The 24,677-nt window shown below is 50.8% G+C and carries 23 protein-coding genes and 1 rRNA gene; 15 read left to right on the forward strand and 9 right to left on the reverse strand.

Annotation, left to right across the window (positions count from 1 at the left end; translation table 11 throughout):
* A 16S ribosomal RNA gene (locus tag ACJHX4_RS08975) occupies nucleotides 1–248 on the reverse strand; the annotation flags it as partial.
* Between the two features lie 480 nt (nucleotides 249–728).
* Between ACJHX4_RS08975 and ACJHX4_RS08980 the strand changes: the two genes are divergently transcribed.
* Both ACJHX4_RS08980 and mdtD read left to right on the forward strand, forming a co-directional pair.
* On the forward strand, nucleotides 729–1,421 hold the full coding sequence (locus tag ACJHX4_RS08980) for a FadR/GntR family transcriptional regulator (protein ID WP_001131164.1): 693 nt from the start codon (nucleotides 729–731) through the stop codon (nucleotides 1,419–1,421).
* Between the two features lie 22 nt (nucleotides 1,422–1,443).
* Nucleotides 1,444–2,871, forward strand: coding sequence for a multidrug transporter subunit MdtD (gene mdtD / locus ACJHX4_RS08985; protein WP_001280868.1), 1,428 nt, complete (start codon nucleotides 1,444–1,446; stop codon nucleotides 2,869–2,871).
* Here the strand turns inward: mdtD and rbsR are convergent.
* The 7 genes from rbsR to kup all read right to left on the reverse strand — a co-directional run bounded on the left by rbsR (nucleotide 2,837) and on the right by kup (nucleotide 10,740).
* Nucleotides 2,837–3,829, reverse strand: a complete 993-nt coding sequence (rbsR, locus tag ACJHX4_RS08990; protein ID WP_000224470.1) for a ribose operon transcriptional repressor RbsR — start codon at nucleotides 3,827–3,829, stop codon at nucleotides 2,837–2,839. The two genes, mdtD and rbsR, sit on opposite strands and share 35 nt — an antisense overlap.
* A gap of 3 nt (nucleotides 3,830–3,832) precedes the next feature.
* Nucleotides 3,833–4,762 carry a ribokinase gene (gene rbsK, locus ACJHX4_RS08995; RefSeq protein ID WP_001361791.1) on the reverse strand — a complete coding sequence of 310 codons (930 nt, stop codon included), beginning with the start codon at nucleotides 4,760–4,762 and terminating at the stop codon, nucleotides 3,833–3,835.
* 125 nt (nucleotides 4,763–4,887) lie between these two features.
* A complete protein-coding gene (rbsB, locus tag ACJHX4_RS09000; protein ID WP_001056273.1) occupies nucleotides 4,888–5,778 on the reverse strand; it encodes a ribose ABC transporter substrate-binding protein RbsB in 891 nt (296 codons plus the stop codon).
* Between the two features lie 24 nt (nucleotides 5,779–5,802).
* Complete coding sequence (gene rbsC / locus ACJHX4_RS09005) at nucleotides 5,803–6,768, reverse strand: ribose ABC transporter permease (protein ID WP_000211858.1); 966 nt, start codon at nucleotides 6,766–6,768, stop codon at nucleotides 5,803–5,805.
* 4 nt (nucleotides 6,769–6,772) lie between these two features.
* Nucleotides 6,773–8,278, reverse strand: coding sequence for a ribose ABC transporter ATP-binding protein RbsA (rbsA, locus tag ACJHX4_RS09010; protein WP_021537225.1), 1,506 nt, complete (start codon nucleotides 8,276–8,278; stop codon nucleotides 6,773–6,775).
* 7 nt (nucleotides 8,279–8,285) lie between these two features.
* Nucleotides 8,286–8,705, reverse strand: coding sequence for a D-ribose pyranase (gene rbsD / locus ACJHX4_RS09015; protein ID WP_001296586.1), 420 nt, complete (start codon nucleotides 8,703–8,705; stop codon nucleotides 8,286–8,288).
* A gap of 166 nt (nucleotides 8,706–8,871) precedes the next feature.
* The gene (gene kup, locus ACJHX4_RS09020) at nucleotides 8,872–10,740 is read right to left on the reverse strand and encodes a low affinity potassium transporter Kup (RefSeq protein ID WP_000102319.1); all 1,869 of its coding nucleotides are present in this window, start codon (nucleotides 10,738–10,740) and stop codon (nucleotides 8,872–8,874) included.
* A 222-nt stretch (nucleotides 10,741–10,962) separates the two neighbouring features.
* Between kup and ravA the strand changes: the two genes are divergently transcribed.
* Both ravA and viaA read left to right on the forward strand, forming a co-directional pair.
* A complete protein-coding gene (ravA, locus tag ACJHX4_RS09025) occupies nucleotides 10,963–12,459 on the forward strand; it encodes an ATPase RavA (RefSeq protein ID WP_001296585.1) in 1,497 nt (498 codons plus the stop codon).
* Complete coding sequence (viaA, locus tag ACJHX4_RS09030; RefSeq protein WP_000956632.1) at nucleotides 12,453–13,904, forward strand: ATPase RavA stimulator ViaA; 1,452 nt, start codon at nucleotides 12,453–12,455, stop codon at nucleotides 13,902–13,904. Before ravA ends, viaA begins: the two co-directional genes overlap by 7 nt.
* A gap of 4 nt (nucleotides 13,905–13,908) precedes the next feature.
* On the opposite strand, the gene asnA is transcribed toward viaA, so the two are convergent.
* The gene (asnA, locus tag ACJHX4_RS09035; protein ID WP_000845115.1) at nucleotides 13,909–14,901 is read right to left on the reverse strand and encodes an aspartate--ammonia ligase; all 993 of its coding nucleotides are present in this window, start codon (nucleotides 14,899–14,901) and stop codon (nucleotides 13,909–13,911) included.
* 151 nt (nucleotides 14,902–15,052) lie between these two features.
* On the opposite strand from asnA, the gene asnC reads away from it, so the two are divergent.
* The 11 genes from asnC (at nucleotide 15,053) to atpG (ending at nucleotide 24,653) form a co-directional block, all read left to right on the forward strand.
* The gene (gene asnC, locus ACJHX4_RS09040) at nucleotides 15,053–15,511 is read left to right on the forward strand and encodes a transcriptional regulator AsnC (protein WP_000432970.1); all 459 of its coding nucleotides are present in this window, start codon (nucleotides 15,053–15,055) and stop codon (nucleotides 15,509–15,511) included.
* Between the two features lie 89 nt (nucleotides 15,512–15,600).
* Entirely contained in the window at nucleotides 15,601–16,044 is a 444-nt protein-coding gene (mioC, locus tag ACJHX4_RS09045; protein WP_000763739.1) for an FMN-binding protein MioC, read from the forward strand.
* Nucleotides 16,045–16,422: 378 nt separating this feature from the next.
* Nucleotides 16,423–18,312: a tRNA uridine-5-carboxymethylaminomethyl(34) synthesis enzyme MnmG gene (mnmG, locus tag ACJHX4_RS09050; protein ID WP_000499788.1), complete on the forward strand. Its 1,890-nt coding sequence runs from the start codon at nucleotides 16,423–16,425 to the stop codon at nucleotides 18,310–18,312.
* Between the two features lie 63 nt (nucleotides 18,313–18,375).
* On the forward strand, nucleotides 18,376–18,999 hold the full coding sequence (gene rsmG / locus ACJHX4_RS09055; protein WP_000932839.1) for a 16S rRNA (guanine(527)-N(7))-methyltransferase RsmG: 624 nt from the start codon (nucleotides 18,376–18,378) through the stop codon (nucleotides 18,997–18,999).
* Between the two features lie 615 nt (nucleotides 19,000–19,614).
* Complete coding sequence (atpI, locus tag ACJHX4_RS09060; RefSeq protein WP_000116695.1) at nucleotides 19,615–19,995, forward strand: F0F1 ATP synthase subunit I; 381 nt, start codon at nucleotides 19,615–19,617, stop codon at nucleotides 19,993–19,995.
* Between the two features lie 8 nt (nucleotides 19,996–20,003).
* Nucleotides 20,004–20,819, forward strand: coding sequence for a F0F1 ATP synthase subunit A (gene atpB, locus ACJHX4_RS09065; RefSeq protein ID WP_000135618.1), 816 nt, complete (start codon nucleotides 20,004–20,006; stop codon nucleotides 20,817–20,819).
* A gap of 46 nt (nucleotides 20,820–20,865) precedes the next feature.
* Nucleotides 20,866–21,105, forward strand: a complete 240-nt coding sequence (atpE, locus tag ACJHX4_RS09070; protein WP_000429386.1) for a F0F1 ATP synthase subunit C — start codon at nucleotides 20,866–20,868, stop codon at nucleotides 21,103–21,105.
* Nucleotides 21,106–21,166: 61 nt separating this feature from the next.
* Nucleotides 21,167–21,637, forward strand: coding sequence for a F0F1 ATP synthase subunit B (gene atpF / locus ACJHX4_RS09075; RefSeq protein WP_001052219.1), 471 nt, complete (start codon nucleotides 21,167–21,169; stop codon nucleotides 21,635–21,637).
* A gap of 14 nt (nucleotides 21,638–21,651) precedes the next feature.
* Nucleotides 21,652–22,185, forward strand: coding sequence for a F0F1 ATP synthase subunit delta (atpH, locus tag ACJHX4_RS09080; protein ID WP_001288587.1), 534 nt, complete (start codon nucleotides 21,652–21,654; stop codon nucleotides 22,183–22,185).
* A 12-nt stretch (nucleotides 22,186–22,197) separates the two neighbouring features.
* The gene (gene atpA, locus ACJHX4_RS09085) at nucleotides 22,198–23,739 is read left to right on the forward strand and encodes a F0F1 ATP synthase subunit alpha (RefSeq protein ID WP_001176745.1); all 1,542 of its coding nucleotides are present in this window, start codon (nucleotides 22,198–22,200) and stop codon (nucleotides 23,737–23,739) included.
* A gap of 50 nt (nucleotides 23,740–23,789) precedes the next feature.
* Complete coding sequence (gene atpG, locus ACJHX4_RS09090) at nucleotides 23,790–24,653, forward strand: F0F1 ATP synthase subunit gamma (protein ID WP_000896498.1); 864 nt, start codon at nucleotides 23,790–23,792, stop codon at nucleotides 24,651–24,653.
* The last annotated feature ends 24 nt before the right edge of the window (nucleotides 24,654–24,677 follow it).

Below are 24,677 nucleotides of genomic sequence, written 5' to 3' on the forward strand. Positions count from 1 at the left end.
GCTAATCCCATCTGGGCACATCCGATGGCAAGAGGCCCGAAGGTCCCCCTCTTTGGTCTTGCGACGTTATGCGGTATTAGCTACCGTTTCCAGTAGTTATCCCCCTCCATCGGGCAGTTTCCCAGACATTACTCACCCGTCCGCCACTCGTCAGCGAAACAGCAAGCTGTTTCCTGTTACCGTTCGACTTGCATGTGTTAGGCCTGCCGCCAGCGTTCAATCTGAGCCATGATCAAACTCTTCAATTTAAAAGTTTGATGCTCAAAGAATTAAACTTCGTAATGAATTACGTGTTCACTCTTGAGACTTGGTATTCATTTTTCGTCTTGCGACGTCAAGAATCCGTATCTTCGAGTGCCCACACAGATTGTCTGATAAATTGTTAAAGAGCAGTGCCGCTTCGTTTTTTCTTAGCGGCGCGGGGTGTGCATAATACGCTCTCCCGCTACAGAGTCAAGCATTTATTTTTGCTTTCTCTGCCGGAATTCTCAGGAGAATCCCGCTGACCCGGCGGCGTGTTTGCCGTTGTTCCGTGTCAGTGGTGGCGCATTATAGGGAGTTATTCCGGCCTGACAAGAGGAAATTTAAAATAATTTTCTGACCGCGCATTTTTTCAGCAAAAGCCCCGTTAATGTGCCATAAAACAAGCAATTTGCCGTTTTTGCAACCGTAATCACACTTCCTGGTGGCATACTAAGGAGGAATAAAAAGAAAAAGGAAGATTAGTAATGCCTTTAAGCGCACAACAGTTAGCTGCACAGAAAAACCTTTCGTATGTTCTGGCTGAAAAGCTGGCGCAGCGGATCTTAAAAGGTGAATATGAACCCGGCACCATTTTGCCTGGTGAGATTGAGCTGGGCGAGCAATTTGGAGTGAGTCGTACAGCGGTACGCGAAGCGGTCAAAACGTTAACGGCAAAAGGGATGGTTTTACCGCGACCGCGAATTGGTACCCGAGTCATGCCACAATCGAACTGGAATTTTCTTGATCAGGAATTGCTTACCTGGTGGATGACAGAAGAGAACTTTCATCAGGTCATCGATCACTTTCTGGTTATGCGTATCTGTCTGGAGCCGCAAGCTTGCCTACTGGCAGCAACGGTTGGCACCGCGGAACAGAAGGCGCATCTCAATACGTTAATGGCCGAAATGGCGGCATTAAAAGAGAACTTTCGCCGTGAACGCTGGATCGAAGTCGATATGGCCTGGCATGAGCATATCTATGAAATGAGCGCCAATCCGTTTTTGACCTCATTCGCCTCGCTATTCCATTCGGTTTATCACACTTACTTCACGTCAATTACCAGCGACACAGTGATAAAGCTGGATCTGCACCAGGCGATTGTCGATGCGATTATCCAAAGCGATGGCGACGCGGCATTTAAAGCTTGTCAGGCGCTGCTACGCTCACCAGATAAGTGATAACCCGATAACAGGACTTTGAATGAGCGATAAAAAGAAGCGCAGTATGGCGGGTTTGCCGTGGATCGCGGCGATGGCCTTCTTCATGCAGGCACTTGATGCCACTATTCTGAATACCGCCTTACCCGCAATCGCTCATAGCCTTAATCGTTCTCCTCTCGCGATGCAATCAGCCATCATCAGTTATACGCTGACGGTGGCGATGCTTATTCCGGTAAGCGGATGGCTAGCCGATCGCTTCGGTACGCGTCGCATTTTTACCCTTGCCGTGAGTCTGTTCACGTTGGGTTCTCTGGCCTGCGCACTTTCCAACTCGCTACCACAGCTGGTTGTCTTCCGGGTTATTCAGGGGATAGGCGGCGCAATGATGATGCCTGTTGCTCGGCTGGCCTTACTGCGCGCTTATCCTCGTAATGAACTTCTTCCTGTATTGAATTTTGTCGCCATGCCGGGTCTGGTGGGGCCAATTTTAGGCCCCGTTCTTGGCGGCGTGCTGGTCACCTGGGCAACCTGGCACTGGATATTTTTAATCAATATCCCCATAGGTATTGCGGGCCTTCTTTACGCGCGCAAACATATGCCCAATTTCACCACCGCACGACGCAGATTCGATACCACTGGCTTTTTGCTGTTTGGCCTCAGCCTTGTTCTCTTCTCAAGCGGAATAGAGCTATTCGGGGAAAAGATTGTCGCCAGCTGGATTGCCTTGACGGTAATTGTCACCAGCATCTGGTTACTGCTTCTCTATATTCTCCATGCGCGACGCACGCCAAACCCATTAATTTCATTAGATTTATTTAAAACCCGCACTTTCTCGATCGGTATCGTAGGCAATATTGCAACCCGTCTGGGGACCGGCTGTGTACCGTTCCTTATGCCATTGATGTTACAGGTAGGATTTGGGTATCAGGCGTTTATTGCTGGCTGTATGATGGCACCGACAGCGTTAGGTTCCATTATTGCAAAATCGATGGTTACCCAAGTCTTACGTCGTCTGGGCTATCGCCATACGTTAGTGGGGATCACGGTGATTATTGGGCTAATGATCGCTCAGTTCTCTTTGCAATCACCAGCAATGGCGATATGGATGCTGATCTTGCCGTTGTTTATATTAGGGATGGCTATGTCGACGCAATTTACCGCGATGAATACCATCACACTTGCCGATCTGACCGATGACAACGCCAGCAGCGGTAACAGTGTTCTGGCGGTCACGCAGCAACTGTCTATCAGTTTAGGCGTTGCTGTAAGTGCGGCCGTCCTTCGCGTTTACGAAGGGATGGAAGGCACAACGACAGTCGAACAATTCCACTATACGTTTATCACGATGGGCATTATTACTGTTGCTTCAGCAGCAATGTTCATGCTACTGAAAACAACCGATGGTAATAATTTGATCAAAAGACAGCGTAAATCTAAGCCGAACCGCGTTCCATCAGAATCGGAGTAAGTTGTAATCGTTGTTGCTGTAGGGTCGGCTGGGTTATCCGATGGATGAGTACATCAATCGCCAGCTCCCCCAGTTCATCTTTCGGTTGGTGTATAGTTGTTAATGGTGGCGTCATAAAGCTTGCCAGTTCGATATCGTCATAGCCAATCACCGCGATATCCTGCGGAACCTGTAACTCTGCCTGATATAACGCCTGGTAAACGCCAACAGCCATAGCGTCATTTCCGGTAAAGACGGCCTGAGGACGCAGCGGATGTGATAACAGTTGGCGCATAGCGTCAAACCCGCCGTTAAATTCAAAATCACCAGTGACTTCATAGCCATCAGGAATGTTGAGACCCGCACGTTTCATCGCAGCCCGATAACCTTCCAACCGCAGGCGCGCCGGAGTTTTATCCAGCGGACCGGTAATACAGGCAATACGGGTATGACCTTTATCGATCAGATATTGCGTTGCTAAGTCTCCGCCCAGCAACGAGTTATCCTGAATAAGATCGCTGTCGCCATCGAACGGAGCCCAGTCCATCATCACGGTAGGCACTGTCGGATAACGTTGCATGATTTCACGCGAAGGCTGATGCGTTTCGGTGCACAGTAACAGCAAGCCATCAACGCGTTTTTGCATCAGCGTTTCCAGATTACGATTCATCCGCTGTTCATCGCCTTCGGTATTGCAAAGGACAAGACTATAACCGCGTTCGAAGCAGCTGCGTTCAACGCCACGCACCAGTTCTGAATAGAAAGGATTGGTACTGGCAGTGATCAACATGCCAATGGTATGTGTTTGATTGAGTTTGAGGCTACGCGCCAGAGCTGATGGCGCGTAATTGAGTTCTTTAATCGCCGCTTCAACTTTGGCTGTAATCGCTTCACTGACGAAGCGATCTTTATTGATAACGTGAGAAACTGTTGAGGTAGAAACGCCCGCCAGGCGGGCAACATCTTTCATTGTAGCCAAGCGTCACCTCTGCCTGTCTAAAAATGCGTCGATCTCTTCACGCCACGGTACGGAAGGTTGTGCGCCTTTACGTGTTACGGCAATCGCAGCGGCTGCATGGGCAAAACGAATCGCCTCTGGCAATGTTTTTTCTTCCAGCAACGCCGTGATTAACGCGCCGTTAAAGGTATCTCCGGCAGCAATGGTATCGACAGCCTGCACCCGGAATCCAGGAACGCGCTGACCTTCACCATTCACGCTAGCCCATACACCACGACTTCCTAAAGTAATCAGTACAGTACGGATACCTTTTTCATGCAGTACCTGCGCCGCCTTCGCTGCATCTTCATCATTTTCAACACGAATACCGGTGAGCTTTTCTGCTTCCGTTTCGTTTGGCGTAATAATGTCCACCAGCGCCAGAAGTTCGTCAGGAAGTTCGCGAGCCGGAGCCGGGTTAAGCGCAACGATAGTCTTATTTTGATGGGCGATTTTCGCCGCTGCCATCACACTTTCGAGTGGTGATTCCAGCTGCATTAATAATGCCGACGCGTTGGCAATACGCTCACGTTGCGCTTCCACCAGCGCCGGGGAAAGGGCAGCATTAGCGCCGGCATGAATACCGATGACATTCTCACCTTCGCCATTAACAAAAATCAGCGCCACACCTGTTGATTCGCCTTTGATCACGCTGACCGGAGAAATATCGATATTATCAGTGGCGAGCTGCTGGCGAACGCTCTCACCAATGCTGTCATCGCCAGTGCAGGCAATAAACGCGATATTCGCACCGCTACGCCCAGCAGCCACCGCCTGATTCGCGCCTTTGCCGCCAAATGCAACCTGATAGTGGTTACCGGTTACGGTTTCGCCTGGAGTAGGAAAAGATTGAAGATTAAGAATGTGGTCAGCATTAATGCTGCCAAGAACAACGAGGCTGCCTGCGTTTTGCATATTCGGGATGTCCATAAAATGCGCCACCGTGTTAGGGTGGCGCGTGCCCTGCTTTTCTTTATATTACACGTTCATCTGTCGATGACGTATTTATGTCACCATCAGGTCATACAACCTGATTAAAACTACTGCTTAACAACCAGTTTCAGATCAACCGGATACTTAGCCTGAACTTTCTCTCCTTTCAGCACTTTATCTGCGGTTTCGACGCCTTTCGCGCCAATCTGATCGGGTAGCTGAGCGATAGTCGCTGCTAGTTTGCCATCATTCACCGCTTTTTCGCCATCCGGTGTACCGTCAAATCCGACGACCATCACATCCGATTTACCGGCAGTTTGCAGTGCGCGCAGCGCGCCAAGCGCCATTTCATCATTCTGCGCGAATACAGCCTGAACATCCGGATGAGCGGTCAACAGGTTCTGCATTACGTTCAAGCCTTTGGTGCGATCAAAATCTGCAGGCTGGCTGGCAAGAACATTAAACTTGTGAGCAGCAACGGCCTGCTGGAAACCTTCGCCACGTTCACGGGCTGCGGATGTACCGGCAATGCCTTGCAGCTCGATAACTTTGGCACCTTCACCCGCTTTCTTCGCGATGTAATCACCGGCGATTTTGCCGCCCAGTACGTTATCAGATGCGATGTGGCTCACCACTTCACCTTTCGTTGCCTGGCGGTCAAGAGTGATAACCGGGATGTTCGCCTGGTTAGCCATCTTCACAGCATTACCTACTGCGTCGGAGTCGGTCGGGTTAATCAGCAGAATTTTGGTGCCGCGGACGGTTAAGTCCTGCACGTTCGCCAGCTCTTTCGCCGGGTTGTTCTGGGAGTCCAGCACCACCAGGTTATAGCCAAGTTTATCCGCCTCTTTCTGCGCGCCATCTTTCAGCGATACAAAGAACGGGTTGTTAAGCGTGGAGACCACCAGCGCGATGGTGTCTTTTGCCATCGCATTCGCACTGACGGTGGCGCTTAGCGCAACAGCGGAAACCAGGGTAGCCAGTTTTTTCATGTTCATATTCAAGATGTCCTGTAGTCGTTATTACTGCTTTTTGTTGTCTACCAGCACCGCCAGCAAAATCACCACCGCTTTGACGATCATCTGGTAATAGGAGGAAACACCTAACAAATTCAATCCATTATTAAGGAAGCCAAGAATTAATGCGCCGATCAACGTCCCAACAATGCGACCTTTTCCGCCCGCCAGACTCGTACCGCCCAGAACCACCGCAGCAATAGCATCCAGCTCATAGCCAGTCCCCGCCGTGGGTTGTGCGGAGGAGAGACGCGCCACTTCAATGATCCCGGCCAGCGATGCCAGCAGACCACAAAGAGAATAGACGATGATTTTGATTTTATTGACGTTGATACCAGAAAGACGCGTTGCCGCTTCGTTGCCGCCCAGCGCGTAGATGTAACGCCCCAGACGCGTGTGATGCAGCATGTACCAGGCCGCGAGGAAGACAATCCCCATGATCCAGACTGGCGTCGGTACGCCCAGCGGACGACCAATACCAAACCAGCCAAACAGATCGGCGTTCTCAGTAAAGCCGGTATTCACTGGGCTACCATTGGTATAAACCATGGTCACGCCGCGCAGTAAAAGCATCATAACCAGCGTAGCGATAAACGCCTGGACGCGACCTTTCGCTACAATCACCCCAGTTACCGCACCAATTGCGGCACCTAACGCGAGAGCGGCAGCGACAGCCACCAGCGCATTGACTTCAATGCCGACGATAGATGCAGCAACTGCGCCGGTCAGCGCCAACAGAGAACCTACCGACAAGTCGATACCCGACGTCAGGATCACCAGCGTCATCCCGACCGCCATAATGGCGTTCACCGAGGTTTGCTGAAGAATATTGAATAAGTTATTGATGGTGAAAAAGTTCGGGCTTAACGTCGAGACAATCGCGATCAGCACCAGCAGAGCGATAAGCGATTTCTGCTCCATCAGCCACGCTTTCGTGAAATAACGGCGACCAGAGACAGTCTGGGTTGTCATTTTTTTACTCCTGATTCACGCGATTAAGCTTGCCCACAGCGGCAGCCATTAACACTTCTTGGGTGGCCTGCTCACGAGTAAATTCCCCGCTGAGATGCCCTTCATGCATGACGATGATGCGATCGCTCATGCCTAATACTTCTGGCATCTCCGATGACACCAGAATGATGCTCAAGCCATCGGCTTTGAACTGGTTAATCAGTTGATAGATCTCTTTTTTCGCGCCGACATCTACGCCACGGGTAGGCTCATCGAGGATCAACACTTTAGGGCGTGTCATCAGACCACGGACAATCGCTACTTTTTGCTGATTGCCACCGGAAAGCAGACCAATTGCCTGTTCCATCGATGGCGTTTTCACATTAAACAGACGAATGAAATCACTCACAGCCTGCTGTTCATCGGCATGCTTCAAACTGCCGCCAGCGCGGCTGAAGTAGCGCAGCGCGGTCAGCGACATGTTCTCTTTTACTGACATGCCCAGCACTAAACCGTCACGTTTACGGTCTTCGGAGATATAAACAATGCCGTTTGCCAGGCCATCCTGCGGCGAACGGGTAACGACTTCATGCCCATCCAGGGTGACGTAACCGCTTGTGCGCGGCAGTGCGCCGTAGAGCACTTTCATCAGTTCGGTACGCCCAGCGCCCATCAAACCAGAGACGCCAAGAATTTCGCCTTTGCGTAAAGTAAAAGAGACATCGTTAACGCCAGGTCCGCAGAGATTATCGACTTTCAGGCGGATATCTCCCGGCGCTTTGTCCAGGTGCGGATATTGATCTTCCAGCTTGCGGCCCACCATCATCTCAATCAGAGAATCTTCGGTCAGTGATGCCACTTCACGCTCAGCAATAAATTGTCCGTCACGAAAAACGGTAACGTCATCGCAAATCTCGAAGATTTCTTTCATGCGGTGGGAGATATAGACAATACCGCGGCCTTGCAATTTCAGCTCGCGGATGACGCGGAACAAGGATTCGGTTTCGGTATCGGTCAGCGCATCGGTCGGTTCATCCATAATGATGACTTTCGACTCAAAGCTCAGCACTTTGGCGATTTCAACCATTTGCTGGTCACCGATGGAAAGATCACCCACCAGTTTGTCGCTTTTAAAGCGCAGGTTAAGTTTAGCCAGCAATTTATCCGCTTCGGCATACATGGTTTTCCAGTCAATTTTGCCAAAGCGATTAACAAACTCACGACCGAGGAAAATGTTTTCGGCAATGGTTAACTGCGGGATCAGGTTCAGTTCCTGGTGGATAATCCCAATCCCGGCTTCCTGGGAAGATTTCGGCCCGGTAAATGTCGTTTCTTTCCCCAACCATAAAAGCGTACCGGCATCGCGAGTATAGATACCAGTAAGCACTTTCATCATGGTGGATTTACCCGCGCCGTTTTCGCCCACCAGCGCCATCACGCGGCCCGGATAGACATTTAACGCTGCGCCCGAGAGGGCTTTTACGCCCGGAAAGGCTTTATCGATGCCTTTAAGCTGAAGTAATGCTTCCATGACGGCCTCAGAACGTCACGCCAGCACAGAGAATGATATTCGCATACGGAGAACATTCTCCGCTGCGAATTACCGCCTGACTTTCTGCGGTTTGTTGTTTGAATTGTTCATGCGTGGTGTAACGAATTTCAATGGTGTTTCCCTGGTGTTGTTGCAGCTGCTCAAGGTGAGTGAGCAACGTTTCGTGGAGTTGCGGATTATGTTGTTTGATCTCTTCCGCGATAATGACAGCCTCGACCTGCATTTCATTTGTGACGACGCCCAGCACCTGCATAAAAGAAGGTACACCCTGGGTTAATGCCATATCGATACGCGTTGTACTTTTGGGGATGGGTAAACCAGCATCACACACCACCAGCGTATCGGTATGTCCCAGTCGGGAGATCACCGATGAAATATCAGAATTAAGAACGGTGCCTTTTTTCATTTTTTTCTCCATCAGCGAAACGTTTCGCTGACCCGCAGTTTAATCCTGACTGAGTTGGGAAAACCATCGTGACGTTACGGAAATGTGATCAACCTCGAAACGTTTTACATGGTGATTAACCATGAAAACAAAAACGCCCCCTTATGGAGAAAGGAGGCGTCTGGCGTTAGATTTCGACCTGAGTACCCAGTTCGATAACTCTGTTTGGCGGGATTTCAAATTGATCCGGTGCCCGCAGCGCATTACGTTGCAGCAGCAAGTACAGCTTGCCGCGCAGACGCAAATACCACGGGCGTTTGCCGAGGATCAACGACTCATGCGACATAAAGAAGGAGGTTTCCATCATCCGGCAGCTTAATCCTTCCAGACCGCAGCGGTGGAAAACTTCTTCCACGTTTGGCGTTTCTCGCCAACCATAACTTGCCACCACGCGCCAGAAAGTGGGCGACAGTTGTTCAATCTGTACCCGACGGACGTTATGGACATATGGCGCGTCTTCGGTGCGCAGAGTTAACAGAATCACCCGCTCATGCAATACCTTGTTATGTTTAAGGTTATGCATCAGCGCAAAGGGAATGACGTTGATTGCACGCGACATATACACCGCGGTCCCAGGCACGCGAACGGGCGGTGATTTCTCCAGCGAAGCAATCATCGCTTCCAGAGAGTTACCATGTTCATGCATCCGCCGCAGCAAGCGGAAACGCTCGCTCTTCCAGGTGGTCATCACGATAAACATCACCGTACCGAGGCTCAATGGCAACCAGCCACCGGAGAGCAGTTTATCGAGGTTAGCGGTGAACAAGGGAATATCGACACAAAGGAAAGCAATCAGGATCAGCGCAACAAAATACTTATTCCAGTGCCAGTTCTGACGTGCCACGGTAGTCGAGAGAATAGACGTCAGCACCATGGTTCCGGTCACCGCAATCCCGTACGCCGCCGCCAGGTTGCTGGAGTGCTCAAAGCTGACAATCACAATCACGACCGCGACATAGAGCATCCAGTTCACAAAGGGAATATAGATTTGCCCTGACTCCATTTCGGAGGTGTGAATAATGCGCATCGGCGACAAATATCCCAGACGTACCGCCTGACGCGTCAATGAGAAGACGCCAGAGATAACCGCCTGCGAGGCAATTACCGTCGCCAGTGCGGCGATGATCAGCAGCGGGATCAGCGCCCAGTCCGGTGCCAACAGGAAGAACGGGTTCTTAATCGCTTCCGGATTCTTTAACAACAGCGCTCCCTGGCCGAAGTAATTAAGGGTTAAGGAAGGCAATACGACGGTGAACCACGCCAGACGAATAGGGAACTTACCAAAGTGCCCCATATCAGCATACAGCGCCTCGACCCCCGTAATCGACAGCACCACTGCCCCTAATGCAATAAAAGAAACCGTTTTGTATTCAAGGAAGAAATGCACCGCCCACATCGGATTCAGTGCATGCAGCACTTCCGGGTTAGCAATAATGCTACGTAACCCCAGCCCTGCCAGAATCAAAAACCAGGTCAGCATGATCGGCGCAAACAGCTTACCGACCATAGCTGTGCCATGTTTTTGAATCATGAATAATAATGTGAGAACGATAATTGAGAGGGGAACTATCCAGGTATCCAGCTGCGGGGCGACGATTTCCAGACCTTCAATGGCGGACATCACCGAAATAGCGGGAGTAATGACGACTTCACCATAGAAAAAGCTGCCGCCGATTAGCCCCATAATCACCAGCATTGATGTGGTTCGCGCCGACGTATTACGCCCGGCAAGCGACATCAACGTCAGGATCCCCCCTTCACCGGCGTTATCTGCCCGCATCACGAAGGTGAGATATTTAATGGAAACCACAAAGATTAGCAGCCAGAAGATCAGCGATAAAAAGCCAAACACGGCATCGCGTTCAACGCCAAAACCAAACTGGCCGGACAAACATTCACGAAGTGTATATAACGGGCTGGTACCAATATCGCCGTAGACAACTCCAATCGCCGCGAGGGTAATCGCGGGCAATGATTGCTTATTATCAGTGCTCATAGACTAGTCTTTCGTTGAAATATGAAATGTGTGCTTAGTCCCTTGGCCCACAAAAAAGCGCACAGTATGCACGATTAACGGCAAAATCGTACTCCTAAATGCGGCCACATTAACCTGGCTCAAAGAAAAATACCCCTCCTTTGAGACTATTTTAGCCACCAGCAAGAAACGTCTATACTCGCAATTTACGCAGAACTTTTGATGAAAGGACGCCACTTCATTATGGCTCACCCTCATTTATTAGCGGAAAGAATTTCCCGCCTGAGCAGTTCGTTGGAAAAGGGGCTTTATGAACGTAGCCACGCCATCCGCTTGTGTTTATTAGCGGCATTAAGTGGTGAAAGTGTGTTCCTCCTTGGCCCACCAGGTATTGCCAAAAGTTTGATCGCCCGGCGCTTAAAATTCGCCTTTCAGAATGCCCGCGCGTTTGAATATCTGATGACCCGCTTCTCCACGCCGGAAGAAGTTTTTGGTCCCCTTTCTATTCAGGCGCTAAAAGATGAAGGGCGCTATGAACGTTTAACCAGCGGTTACCTGCCGGAAGCTGAAATCGTCTTTCTGGATGAGATCTGGAAAGCGGGTCCGGCAATTCTTAATACCTTGCTCACCGCCATTAACGAGCGCCAGTTCCGCAACGGCGCACTCGTAGAAAAAATCCCGATGCGTCTGCTGGTGGCGGCCTCCAACGAGCTGCCGGAAGCAGACAGCAGTCTGGAAGCGTTATATGACCGCATGCTGATTCGTCTGTGGTTAGATAAAGTGCAGGATAAAGCGAATTTCCGCTCCATGCTGACCAGTCAACAGGATGAAAATGACAATCCGGTTCCTGCCTCCTTGCAGATCACAGATGAAGAATATGAACGCTGGCAGAAAGAGATTGGTGAAATTACGCTGCCCGATCATGTATTTGAGCTGATTTTTATGCTGCGCCAGCAACTGGATAAATTACCGGATGCGCCTTATGTCTCGGATCGTCGCTGGAAAAAAGCGATCCGCTTATTGCAGGCCAGCGCCTTTTTTAGCGGTCGCAGTGCTGTTGCCCCGGTTGATCTCATTTTGCTGAAAGATTGCCTGTGGTATGACGCGCAAAGCCTGAATTTGATACAACAACAAATTGATGTATTGATGACCGGTCATGCCTGGCAACAGCAAGGGATGTTGACCCGCCTGGGCGCGATTGTGCAACGTCACCTGCAACTCCAGCAGCAACAAAGCGATAAAACAGCCTTAACGGTAATTCGTCTGGGCGGCATTTTCAGCCGTCGTCAGCAGTATCAACTTCCTGTTAACGTTACTGCTTCCACTCTGACTCTGCTGCTGCAAAAACCGTTAAAATTGCATGATATGGAAGTGGTTCATATCTCCTTTGAGCGTAGCGCGCTGGAACAGTGGCTGAGTAAAGGTGGTGAGATTCGCGGCAAACTGAACGGTATCGGCTTTGCCCAGAAACTGAATCTGGAAGTGGATAGCGCCCAACATCTTGTTGTACGCGATGTAAGTTTACAAGGCAGTACGCTGGCACTTCCCGGTTCATCGGCTGAAGGTCTGCCAGGTGAAATAAAACAACAACTGGAAGAGCTTGAAAGCGACTGGCGCAAGCAACACGCTTTATTCAGCGAACAGCAAAAATGTCTGTTTATCCCTGGCGACTGGTTAGGTCGCATTGAAGCCAGCCTACAGGATGTCGGCGCACAGATTCGCCAGGCACAACAATGCTAACGCTGGATACGCTTAATGTGATGCTGGCCGTCAGCGAAGAGGGATTGATCGAAGAGATGATCATCGCGCTGCTGGCCTCACCGCAGCTGGCAGTCTTCTTTGAAAAATTCCCACGACTGAAGGCGGCAATCACTGATGATGTTCCCCGCTGGCGTGAGGCGCTGCGCAGTCGGCTGAAAGATGCCCGAGTCCCGCCGGAACTCACCGAAGAGGTGATGTGCTATCAGCAAAGCCAGCTCCTCTCCACGCCGCAGTTTATTGTGCAGCTACCACAGATCCTGGACTTACTGCATCGTCTGAATTCCCCATGGGCAGAACAAGCCCGACAGTTGGTTGATGCTAACAGCACGATCACTTCAGCGTTACACACGCTTTTTCTCCAGCGTTGGCGTTTAAGTCTGATCGTGCAAGCAACGACGTTAAATCAACAGCTATTAGAAGAAGAACGCGAACAACTGTTGAGTGAAGTTCAGGAACGCATGACGCTGAGCGGACAACTTGAACCGATTCTCGCAGATAACAATACCGCAGCTGGTCGTCTGTGGGATATGAGCGCCGGTCAGCTTAAACGTGGCGACTATCAGTTGATTGTGAAATACGGTGAATTTCTTAACGAACAGCCGGAACTGAAACGCCTGGCAGAACAGCTGGGGCGTTCCCGGGAAGCCAAATCAATACCGCGCAACGATGCGCAGATGGAAACCTTCCGCACCCTGGTGCGCGAACCGGCGACGGTTCCTGAGCAGGTTGATGGTCTGCAACAAAGCGATGATATTTTACGTCTCCTGCCGCCAGAACTGGCGACACTAGGGATAACAGAACTGGAGTATGAGTTTTACCGTCGGCTGGTGGAAAAACAGTTGCTCACCTATCGCCTGCATGGTGAGTCGTGGCGTGAAAAAGTGATCGAACGCCCGGTGGTGCATAAAGATTACGACGAACAGCCGCGCGGACCGTTTATTGTCTGTGTGGATACTTCCGGCTCAATGGGCGGCTTTAATGAACAGTGTGCGAAAGCGTTCTGCCTGGCCTTGATGCGCATTGCTCTCGCTGAAAACCGGCGCTGCTATATTATGCTATTTTCCACCGAGATCGTCCGTTATGAGCTTTCAGGCCCACAAGGCATCGAACAAGCAATCCGTTTTTTAAGCCAGCAGTTTCGTGGCGGCACCGATCTTGCCAGTTGTTTTCGCGCCATTATGGAACGCTTGCAAAGCCGGGAATGGTTTGATGCCGATGCGGTGGTGATTTCTGATTTTATCGCCCAGCGGTTGCCTGACGACGTGACGAGTAAAGTGAAAGAGCTACAGCGGGTACATCAGCATCGCTTTCATGCCGTGGCGATGTCTGCACATGGCAAACCCGGCATCATGCGCATTTTCGATCATATCTGGCGCTTTGATACCGGGATGCGAAGCCGCCTGCTCAGACGCTGGCGGCGATAAATTATTACAGCAGAGAAGGGACGCTCTCGCGAACAGCTGCCGGCCATACACCACACTGAACCTGGCCGATATGTGGCAGTTGCAGCAGCAGCATGGTCAAACGAGACTGCCCGATACCGCCGCCGATGGTCTGCGGCATTTCACCGCGCAGCAGCGCCTGATGCCACTCCAGCTCCAGGCGATCTTCGTCACCGGTCAGCGCCAGCTGATGCTTCAGCGTGTCGGCATCCACGCGGATCCCCATGGAAGAAAGCTCAAACGCATCTTCCAGTACCGGGTTCCACACCAGAATATCGCCGTTCAGACCCGCATGGCCCAGCTCTGACGGGGTGCTCCAGTCATCATAATCCGGTGCGCGCACGTCGTGACGATGACCATCACTCAACTTGCCGCCAATCCCGACGAGGAATACCGCGCCAAGATCTTTCGCAATCGCCCGCTCACGCCCTTTGGCATCGAGATCCGGATAACGAGACAGTAACTCCTGGCTGTGTACGAAGTGGATCTGATCCGGCAGGAACGGTGCCAGGCCAAACTCTTTGCTAACCGCAGCTTCGGTTGCTTTAATTCCCGCCCAGATCGCCTCTACCGTGCTTTTCAGAGTCGAGAATTGACGCTCGCCGTCGCCCATTACGCGTTCCCAGTCCCACTGGTCTACATAGACCGAGTGCAACGGGGAAAGACGGTCTTCATCGGGGCGAAGGGCTTTCATGTGCGTGTACAGCCCTTCGCCCGCGCTGAAGTCGTGTTGCCCTAAGGTCTGACGTTTCCACTTCGCCAGTGAATGAACCACTTCGAACTGGGCATCAGGCAGAGCTTTCACTTTTACCTGCACCGCTTTTTCACAGCCCGACAAGTTATCCTGCGTGCCATCCCCCACACGGCTAAGAATCGGCGCCTGGACTTCGATCAGCCCCAGACGTTCTTCCAGTTGACGAGAAAAGTGAGATTTCACGAAGCTAATTTGACGTTGTTTGGCAATGTAAGCGGTTTTCATTTTTTATACTCCTGCGTCCTGTTGCTTATGATTAAGCAACAAAAACCGACACACATGCAATAATCATTCAATAAAAAGCCTCACGTGCTTTTGATTCATTAAAAAAGAAGGCTAAAATAGAATGAATCATCAATCCGCATAAGAAAATCCTATGGAAAATTATCTGATCGACAATCTGGACCGTGGCATCCTGGAAGCATTAATGGGCAATGCGCGCACCGCTTACGCCGAACTGGCGAAACAATTTGGCGTCAGTCCGGGGACGATTCACGTTCGAGTAGAGAAAATGAAGCAGGCGGGGATCATTACCGGGGCGCGTATTGATGTCAGCCCGAAGCAGCTTGGTTATGACGTAGGCTGCTTTATCGGCATTATATTAAAGAGCGCCAAAGACTATCCTTCCGCGCTGGCAAAGCTGGAAAGCCTCGATGAAGTCACTGAAGCCTATTACACAACCGGCCACTACAGCATCTTTATAAAAGTGATGTGCCGTTCGATCGATGCTCTCCAGCATGTACTTATCAACAAGATCCAAACAATTGATGAAATTCAGTCCACCGAGACACTGATCGTCCTGCAGAACCCGATCATGCGTACCATTAAGCCCTGATCGGCTTTTTTAATCCCATACTTTTCCACAGGTAGATCCCAACGCGTTCACAGCGTACAATACGCCACTCTTAATAAAGGTGGCGGTTTATGGCAGATATCACTCTTATCAGCGGCAGCACCCTCGGCGGTGCCGAATATGTAGCAGAACACCTGGCTGAAAAGCTGGAAGAGGCGGGTTTTACCACCGAAACGCTGCACGGTCCGCTGTTGGAAGATTTATCTGCCTCGGGGATCTGGCTGGTTATCAGCTCAACCCACGGTGCCGGAGATATTCCGGACAACCTTTCTCCTTTCTATGAAGCATTGCAGGAACAGAAGCCCGATCTTTCTGCGGTCCGCTTTGGCGCAATCGGTATTGGTAGTCGTGAATATGACACCTTTTGTGGGGCTATCGATAAAATCGAGGCAGAACTCAAAAATTCCGGAGCAAAACAGACAGGCGAAACACTGAAGATCAACATTCTTGATCACAACATTCCGGAGGATCCGGCAGAAGAATGGCTGGGATCGTGGATTAATTTACTCAAATAAGTATACAGATCGTGCGATCTACTGTGGATAACTCTGTCAGGAAGCTTGGATCAAACGGTAGTTATCCAAAGAACAACGATTGTTCAGTTTTTGAGTTGTGTATAACCCCTCATTCTGATCCCAGCTTATACGGTCCAGGATCACCGATCATTCACAGTTAATGATCCTTTCCAGGTTGTTGATCTTAAAAGCCGGATCCTTGTTATCCACAGGGCAGTGCGATCCTAATAAGAGATCACAATAGAACAGATCTCTAAATAAATAGATCTTCTTTTTAATACCCAGGATCCCAGGTCTTTCTCAAGCCGACAAAGTTGAGTAGAATCCACGGCCCGGGCTTCAATCCATTTTCATACCGCGTTATGCGAGGCAATCACCATGTTTTATCCGGATCCTTTTGACGTCATCATCATTGGCGGGGGTCATGCAGGCACCGAGGCCGCGATGGCCGCGGCGCGTATGGGTCAACAGACTCTGCTTTTGACACACAATATCGACACTCTGGGGCAGATGAGCTGCAACCCGGCGATCGGCGGTATTGGGAAGGGACATCTGGTAAAAGAAGTGGATGCACTCGGCGGTCTGATGGCGAAAGCGATCGATCAGGCGGGTATCCAGTTTAGGATACTAAACGCAAGCAAGGGACCGGCGGTTCGCGCTACCCGAGCTCAGGCAGATCGTGTGCTCTACCGTCAGGCGGTACGTACGGCGCTGGAGAACCAACCGAACCTGATGATCTTCCAGCAGGCGGTTGAAGATCTTATTGTCGAAAACGATCGCGTGGTCGGTGCCGTTACCCAAATGGGACTGAAGTTCCGTGCCAAAGCTGTCGTGCTCACCGTTGGGACGTTCCTCGACGGTAAAATTCATATCGGTCTGGATAATTACAGCGGTGGCCGTGCTGGTGATCCGCCGTCCATTCCGCTTTCTCGCCGTTTGCGTGAACTGCCGCTGCGCGTTGGTCGTCTGAAAACCGGGACACCACCGCGTATTGATGCTCGAACCATCGACTTTAGCGTACTGGCGCAACAGCATGGCGATAACCCAATGCCGGTATTCTCGTTTATGGGCAATGCGTCCCAGCATCCCCAGCAGGTGCCGTGTTATATCACTCATACCAACGAGAAAACCCATGATGTGATCCGCAGTAATCTCGATCGTAGCCCAATGTACGCAGGGGTGATCGAAGGTGTCGGCCCACGCTACTGCCCGTCGATTGAAGACAAAGTCATGCGCTTTGCCGACAGAAATCAGCATCAGATCTTCCTTGAACCGGAAGGGCTGACCTCTAACGAAATTTATCCGAACGGTATCTCCACCAGCCTGCCGTTCGATGTGCAGATGCAAATCGTCCGCTCCATGCAGGGGATGGAAAACGCGAAGATCGTGCGTCCGGGTTATGCCATTGAGTATGACTTCTTCGATCCACGCGACCTGAAACCGACGCTGGAGAGCAAGTTTATCCAGGGGCTGTTCTTTGCTGGTCAGATTAACGGCACTACCGGTTACGAAGAAGCCGCTGCGCAAGGTTTGCTGGCTGGTCTTAACGCTGCCCGTCTGTCTGCTGACAAAGAAGGTTGGGCTCCGGCGCGTTCTCAGGCGTATCTCGGCGTACTGGTTGATGACCTGTGCACTTTAGGAACCAAAGAACCGTATCGTATGTTTACCTCGCGCGCAGAATATCGTCTGATGCTGCGCGAAGATAATGCGGATCTGCGTTTGACTGAAATCGGTCGTGAACTGGGCCTGGTGGATGACGAACGTTGGGCGCGCTTTAACGAGAAACTTGAGAATATCGAGCGTGAGCGTCAGCGTCTGAAATCGACCTGGGTAACCCCGTCGGCGGAAGCTGCAGCCGAAGTGAATGCTCACCTGACTGCGCCGCTTTCCCGTGAAGCCAGTGGTGAAGATCTGCTACGTCGTCCTGAAATGACTTATGAAAAATTAACCACGCTGACACCGTTTGCCCCTGCGTTGACAGATGAACAGGCTGCGGAACAGGTTGAGATTCAGGTTAAATACGAAGGTTATATCGCGCGCCAGCAAGATGAGATCGAAAAGCAGCTGCGTAACGAGAATACCCTGCTACCAGCGACGCTGGATTACCGCCAGGTATCCGGTCTTTCTAACGAAGTGATCGCCAAACTTAACGATCACAAACCGGCCTCTATTGGCCAGGCTTCGCGTATTTCTGGCGTCACGCCTGCGGCTATCTCCATTCTGCTGGTGTGGCTGAAAAAACAGGGTATGCTGCGTCGTAGCGCATAACGCATTAAAAATGCCTGGTAAGCACCCGCTTACCAGGCAACGCATCAAGAACAGGTAATCACCGTGCTCAACAAACTCTCCTTACTGCTGAAAGACGCAGGTATTTCGCTTACCGATCACCAGAAAAACCAGCTTATTGCCTACGTGAATATGCTGCATAAATGGAATAAAGCGTACAACCTGACTTCGGTCCGCGATCCTAATGAGATGCTGGTACGCCATATTCTCGATAGCATTGTGGTGGCACCGTATCTGCAAGGTGAACGGTTTATCGATGTCGGCACCGGACCGGGACTGCCTGGCATTCCACTCTCTATCGTGCGTCCTGAAGCTCATTTCACGTTGTTGGATAGCCTTGGTAAACGCGTGCGTTTCCTTCGTCAGGTGCAACATGAGCTTAAACTGGAGAATATTGAGCCAGTACAGAGCAGGGTAGAAGAGTTTCCGTCAGAGCCGCCATTTGATGGCGTAATTAGCCGCGCTTTTGCCTCTCTGAACGATATGGTGAGCTGGTGCCACCATCTTCCTGGTGAGCAAGGCCGTTTCTACGCGCTGAAAGGGCAAATGCCGGAAGATGAAATCGCTTTGTTGCCCGAAGAATATCAGGTCGAATCAGTGGTTAAACTTCAGGTTCCAGCCCTGGATGGCGAACGTCATCTGGTGGTGATTAAAGCAAATAAAATTTAATTTTTATCAAAAAAATCATAAAAAATTGACCGGTTAGACTGTTAACAACAACCAGGTTTTCTACTGATATAACTGGTTACATTTAACGCCACGTTCACTCTTTTGTATCAACAAGATAACGTGGCTTTTTTTGGTAAGCAGAAAATAAGTCATAAGTGAAAATATCAGTCTGCTAAAAATCGGCGCTAAGAATCATCATTGACTGTTAAAACATTATTAAAAATGTCAATGGCTGGTTTTTGTTATGTAAATGTCATTTATTAAAACAGTATCTGTTTTTAGACTGAAATATCATAAACTTGCAAAGGCATCATTTGCCAAGTAAATAAATATGCTGTGCGCGAACATGCGCAATATGTGATCTGAAGCACGCTTTATCACCAGTGTTTACGCGTTATTTACAGTTTTTCATGATCGAACAGGGTTTGCAGAAAAGTCGCAATTGTATGCACTGGAAAAATATTTAAACATTTATTCACCTTTTGGCTACTTATTGTTTGAAATCACGGGGGCGCACCGTATAATTTGACCGCTTTTTGATGCTTGACTCTAAGCCTTAAAGAAAGTTTTATACGACACGCGGCATACCTCGAAGGGAGCAGGAGTGAAAACGTGATGTCTGTGTCGCTCGTGAGTCGAAACGTTGCTCGGAAGCTTCTGCTCGTTCAGTTACTGGTGGTGATAGCAAGTGGATTGCTGTTCAGCCTCAAAGACCCCTTCTGGGGCGTCTCTGCAATAAGCGGGGGCCTGGCAGTCTTTCTGCCTAACGTTTTGTTTATGATATTTGCCTGGCGTCACCAGGCGCATACACCAGCGAAAGGCCGGGTGGCCTGGACATTCGCATTTGGCGAAGCTTTCAAAGTTCTGGCGATGTTGGTGTTACTGGTGGTGGCGTTGGCGGTTTTAAAGGCGGTATTCTTGCCGCTGATCGTTACGTGGGTTTTGGTGCTGGTGGTTCAGATACTGGCACCGGCTGTAATTAACAACAAAGGGTAAAAGGCATCATGGCTTCAGAAAATATGACGCCGCAGGATTACATAGGACACCACCTGAATAACCTTCAGCTGGACCTGCGTACATTCTCGCTGGTGGATCCACATAACCCCCCAGCCACCTTCTGGACAATCAATATTGACTCCATGTTCTTCTCGGTGGTGCTGGGTCTGTTGTTCCTGGTTTTATTCCGTAGTGTAGCCAAAAAGGCAACCAGCGGCGTGCCAGGTAAGTTTCAGACCGCGATTGAGCTGGTGATCGGCTTTGTTAATGGTAGCGTGAAAGACATGTACCATGGCAAAAGCAAGCTGATTGCTCCGCTGGCCCTGACGATCTTCGTCTGGGTATTCCTGATGAACCTGATGGATTTACTGCCTATCGACCTGCTGCCGTACATTGCTGAACATGTACTGGGTCTGCCTGCACTGCGTGTGGTTCCGTCTGCTGACGTGAACGTAACGCTGTCTATGGCACTGGGCGTATTTATCCTGATTCTGTTCTACAGCATCAAAATGAAAGGCATCGGCGGCTTCACGAAAGAGTTGACGCTGCAGCCGTTCAATCACTGGGCGTTCATTCCTGTCAACTTAATCCTTGAAGGGGTAAGCCTGCTGTCCAAACCAGTTTCACTCGGTTTGCGACTGTTCGGTAACATGTATGCCGGTGAGCTGATTTTCATTCTGATTGCTGGTCTGTTGCCGTGGTGGTCACAGTGGATCCTGAATGTGCCGTGGGCCATTTTCCACATCCTGATCATTACGCTGCAAGCCTTCATCTTCATGGTTCTGACGATCGTCTATCTGTCGATGGCGTCTGAAGAACATTAATTTACCAACACTACTACGTTTTAACTGAAACAAACTGGAGACTGTCATGGAAAACCTGAATATGGATCTGCTGTACATGGCTGCCGCTGTGATGATGGGTCTGGCGGCAATCGGTGCTGCGATCGGTATCGGCATCCTCGGGGGTAAATTCCTGGAAGGCGCAGCGCGTCAACCTGATCTGATTCCTCTGCTGCGTACTCAGTTCTTTATCGTTATGGGTCTGGTGGATGCTATCCCGATGATCGCTGTAGGTCTGGGTCTGTACGTGATGTTCGCTGTCGCGTAGTAAGCGTTGCTTTTATTTAAAGAGCAATATCAGAACGTTAACTAAATAGAGGCATTGTGCTGTGAATCTTAACGCAACAATCCTCGGCCAGGCCATCGCGTTTGTCCTGTTCGTTCTGTTCTGCATGAAGTACGTATGGCCGCCATTAATGGCAGCCATCGAAAAACGTCAAAAAGAAATTGCTGACGGCCTTGCTTCCGCAGAACGAGCACATAAGGACCTTGACCTTGCAAAGGCCAGCGCGACCGACCAGCTGAAAAAAGCGAAAGCGGAAGCCCAGGTAATCATCGAGCAGGCTAACAAACGCCGCTCGCAGATTCTGGATGAAGCGAAAGCTGAGGCAGAACAGGAACGTACTAAAATCGTGGCCCAGGCGCAGGCGGAAATTGAAGCCGAGCGTAAACGTGCCCGTGAAGAGCTGCGTAAGCAAGTTGCTATCCTGGCTGTTGCTGGCGCCGAGAAGATCATCGAACGTTCCGTGGATGAAGCTGCTAACAGCGACATCGTGGATAAACTTGTCGCTGAACTGTAAGGAGGGAGGGGCTGATGTCTGAATTTATTACGGTAGCTCGCCCCTACGCCAAAGCAGCTTTTGACTTTGCCGTCGAACACCAAAGTGTAGAACGCTGGCAGGACATGCTGGCGTTTGCCGCCGAGGTAACCAAAAACGAACAAATGGCAGAGCTTCTCTCTGGCGCGCTTGCGCCAGAAACGCTCGCCGAGTCGTTTATCGCAGTTTGTGGTGAGCAACTGGACGAAAACGGTCAGAACCTGATTCGGGTAATGGCCGAAAATGGTCGTCTTAACGCGCTCCCGGATGTTCTGGAGCAGTTTATTCACCTGCGTGCTGTGAGTGAGGCTACCGCTGAGGTAGACGTCATTTCCGCTGCCGCGTTGAGTGAACAACAGCTCGCGAAAATTTCTGCTGCGATGGAAAAACGTCTGTCACGCAAAGTTAAGCTGAATTGCAAAATCGATAAGTCTGTAATGGCAGGTGTTATCATCCGAGCGGGTGATATGGTCATTGATGGCAGCGTACGCGGTCGTCTTGAGCGCCTTGCAGACGTCTTGCAGTCTTAAGGGGACTGGAGCATGCAACTGAATTCCACCGAAATCAGCGAACTGATCAAGCAGCGCATTGCTCAGTTCAATGTTGTGAGTGAAGCTCACAACGAAGGTACTATTGTTTCTGTAAGTGACGGTGTTATCCGCATTCACGGCCTGGCCGATTGTATGCAGGGTGAAATGATCTCCCTGCCGGGTAACCGTTACGCTATCGCACTGAACCTCGAGCGCGACTCTGTAGGTGCGGTTGTTATGGGGCCGTACGCTGACCTTGCCGAAGGCATGAAAGTTAAGTGTACTGGCCGTATCCTGGAAGTTCCGGTTGGCCGTGGCCTGCTGGGCCGTGTGGTTAACACTCTGGGTGCACCAATCGATGGTAAAGGTCCGCTGGATCACGACGGCTTCTCTGCTGTAGAAGCAATCGCTCCGGGCGTTATCGAACGTCAGTCCGTAGATCAGCCGGTACAGACCGGTTATAAAGCCGTTGACTCCATGATCCCAATCGGTCGTGGTCAGCGTGAATTGATCATCGGTGACCGTCAGACCGGTAAAACCGCACTGGCTATCGATGCCATCATCAACCAGCGCGATTCCGGTATCAAATGTATCTATGTCGCTATCGGCCAGAAAGCGTCCACCATTTCTAACGTGGTACGTAAACTGGAAGAGCACGGCGCACTGGCTAACACCATCGTTGTGGTAGCAACCGCGTCTGAATCCGCTGCACTGCAATACCTGGCACCGTACGCTGGTTGCGCAATGGGTGAATACTTCCGTGACCGCGGTGAAGATGCGCTGATCATTTACGATGACCTGTCTAAACAGGCTGTTGCTTACCGTCAGATCTCCCTGCTGCTCCGTCGTCCGCCAGGACGTGAAGCATTCCCGGGCGACGTATTCTACCTCCACTCTCGTCTGCTGGAGCGTGCTGCGCGTGTTAACGCCGAATACGTTGAAGCTTTCACCAAAGGTGAAGTGAAAGGGAAAACCGGTTCTCTGACTGCGCTGCCGATTATCGAAACTCAGGCGGGTGACGTTTCTGCGTTCGTTCCGACCAACGTAATCTCCATTACCGATGGTCAGATCTTCCTGGAAACCAACCTGTTCAACGCCGGTATTCGTCCTGCGGTTAACCCGGGTATTTCCGTATCCCGTGTTGGTGGTGCAGCACAGACCAAGATCATGAAAAAACTGTCCGGTGGTATCCGTACCGCTCTGGCACAGTATCGTGAACTGGCAGCGTTCTCTCAGTTTGCATCCGACCTTGACGATGCAACACGTAAGCAGCTTGACCACGGTCAGAAAGTGACCGAACTGCTGAAGCAGAAACAGTATGCGCCGATGTCTGTTGCGCAACAGTCTCTGGTTCTGTTCGCAGCAGAACGTGGTTACCTGGCGGATGTTGAACTGTCGAAAATCGGCAGCTTCGAAGCCGCTCTGTTGGCTTACGTCGACCGTGATCACGCTCCGTTGATGCAAGAGATCAACCAGACCGGTGGCTACAACGACGAAATCGAAGGCAAGCTGAAAGGCATCCTCGATTCCTTCAAAGCAACCCAATCCTGGTAACGTCTGGCGGCTTGCCTTTGGGCAGGCCGCAAGGCATTGAGGAGAAGCTCATGGCCGGCGCAAAAGAGATACGTAGTAAGATCGCAAGCGTCCAGAACACGCAAAAGATCACTAAAGCGATGGAGATGGTCGCCGCTTCCAAAATGCGTAAATCGCAGGATCGCATGGCGGCCAGCCGTCCTTATGCAGAAACCATGCGCAAAGTGATTGGTCACCTTGCACACGGTAATCTGGAATATAAGCACCCTTACCTGGAAGACCGCGACGTTAAACGCGTGGGCTACCTGGTGGTGTCGACCGACCGTGGTTTGTGCGGTGGTTTGAACATTAACCTGTTCAAAAAACTGCTGGCGGAAATGAAGACCTGGACCGACAAAGGCGTTCAATGCGACCTCGCAATGATCGGCTCGAAAGGCGTGTCGTTCTTCAACTCCGTGGGCGGCAATGTTGTTGCCCAGGTCACCGGCATGGGGGATAACCCTTCCTTGTCCGAACTGATCGGTCCGGTAAAAGTGATGTTGCAGGCCTACGACGAAGGCCGTCTGGACAAGCTTTACATTGTCAGCAACAAATTTATTAACACCATGTCTCAGGTTCCGACCATCAGCCAGCTGCTGCCGTTACCGGCATCAGATGATGATGATCTGAAACATAAATCCTGGGATTACCTGTACGAACCCGATCCGAAGGCGTTGCTGGATACCCTGCTGCGTCGTTATGTCGAATCTCAGGTTTATCAGGGCGTGGTTGAAAACCTGGCCAGCGAGCAGGCCGCCCGTATGGTGGCGATGAAAGCCGCGACCGACAATGGCGGCAGCCTGATTAAAGAGCTGCAGTTGGTATACAACAAAGCTCGTCAGGCCAGCATTACTCAGGAACTCACCGAGATCGTCTCGGGGGCCGCCGCGGTTTAAACAGGTTATTTCGTAGAGGATTTA

This window comes from Escherichia sp. WS2035 (genome assembly GCF_046487065.1).
GTDB lineage: Bacteria > Pseudomonadota > Gammaproteobacteria > Enterobacterales > Enterobacteriaceae > Escherichia > Escherichia coli.

What these genes read in the sequence shown, in the direction of transcription:
- atpE (WP_000429386.1), top strand. Translation starts at nt 20,866, where the DNA reads ATGGAAAACCTGAATATGGATCTGCTGTACATGGCTGCCGCTGTGATG.
- kup (WP_000102319.1), bottom strand. Translation starts at nt 10,740, where the DNA reads ATGAGCACTGATAATAAGCAATCATTGCCCGCGATTACCCTCGCGGCG.
- rbsK (WP_001361791.1), bottom strand. Translation starts at nt 4,762, where the DNA reads ATGCAAAACGCAGGCAGCCTCGTTGTTCTTGGCAGCATTAATGCTGAC.
- asnA (WP_000845115.1), bottom strand. Translation starts at nt 14,901, where the DNA reads ATGAAAACCGCTTACATTGCCAAACAACGTCAAATTAGCTTCGTGAAA.
- rbsA (WP_021537225.1), bottom strand. Translation starts at nt 8,278, where the DNA reads ATGGAAGCATTACTTCAGCTTAAAGGCATCGATAAAGCCTTTCCGGGC.
- ACJHX4_RS08980 (WP_001131164.1), top strand. Translation starts at nt 729, where the DNA reads ATGCCTTTAAGCGCACAACAGTTAGCTGCACAGAAAAACCTTTCGTAT.
- asnC (WP_000432970.1), top strand. Translation starts at nt 15,053, where the DNA reads ATGGAAAATTATCTGATCGACAATCTGGACCGTGGCATCCTGGAAGCA.
- atpB (WP_000135618.1), top strand. Translation starts at nt 20,004, where the DNA reads ATGGCTTCAGAAAATATGACGCCGCAGGATTACATAGGACACCACCTG.
- mdtD (WP_001280868.1), top strand. Translation starts at nt 1,444, where the DNA reads ATGAGCGATAAAAAGAAGCGCAGTATGGCGGGTTTGCCGTGGATCGCG.
- ravA (WP_001296585.1), top strand. Translation starts at nt 10,963, where the DNA reads ATGGCTCACCCTCATTTATTAGCGGAAAGAATTTCCCGCCTGAGCAGT.
- mioC (WP_000763739.1), top strand. Translation starts at nt 15,601, where the DNA reads ATGGCAGATATCACTCTTATCAGCGGCAGCACCCTCGGCGGTGCCGAA.
- mnmG (WP_000499788.1), top strand. Translation starts at nt 16,423, where the DNA reads ATGTTTTATCCGGATCCTTTTGACGTCATCATCATTGGCGGGGGTCAT.
- atpI (WP_000116695.1), top strand. Translation starts at nt 19,615, where the DNA reads ATGTCTGTGTCGCTCGTGAGTCGAAACGTTGCTCGGAAGCTTCTGCTC.
- atpA (WP_001176745.1), top strand. Translation starts at nt 22,198, where the DNA reads ATGCAACTGAATTCCACCGAAATCAGCGAACTGATCAAGCAGCGCATT.
- atpG (WP_000896498.1), top strand. Translation starts at nt 23,790, where the DNA reads ATGGCCGGCGCAAAAGAGATACGTAGTAAGATCGCAAGCGTCCAGAAC.
- viaA (WP_000956632.1), top strand. Translation starts at nt 12,453, where the DNA reads ATGCTAACGCTGGATACGCTTAATGTGATGCTGGCCGTCAGCGAAGAG.
- rbsB (WP_001056273.1), bottom strand. Translation starts at nt 5,778, where the DNA reads ATGAACATGAAAAAACTGGCTACCCTGGTTTCCGCTGTTGCGCTAAGC.
- rbsD (WP_001296586.1), bottom strand. Translation starts at nt 8,705, where the DNA reads ATGAAAAAAGGCACCGTTCTTAATTCTGATATTTCATCGGTGATCTCC.
- rbsC (WP_000211858.1), bottom strand. Translation starts at nt 6,768, where the DNA reads ATGACAACCCAGACTGTCTCTGGTCGCCGTTATTTCACGAAAGCGTGG.
- atpH (WP_001288587.1), top strand. Translation starts at nt 21,652, where the DNA reads ATGTCTGAATTTATTACGGTAGCTCGCCCCTACGCCAAAGCAGCTTTT.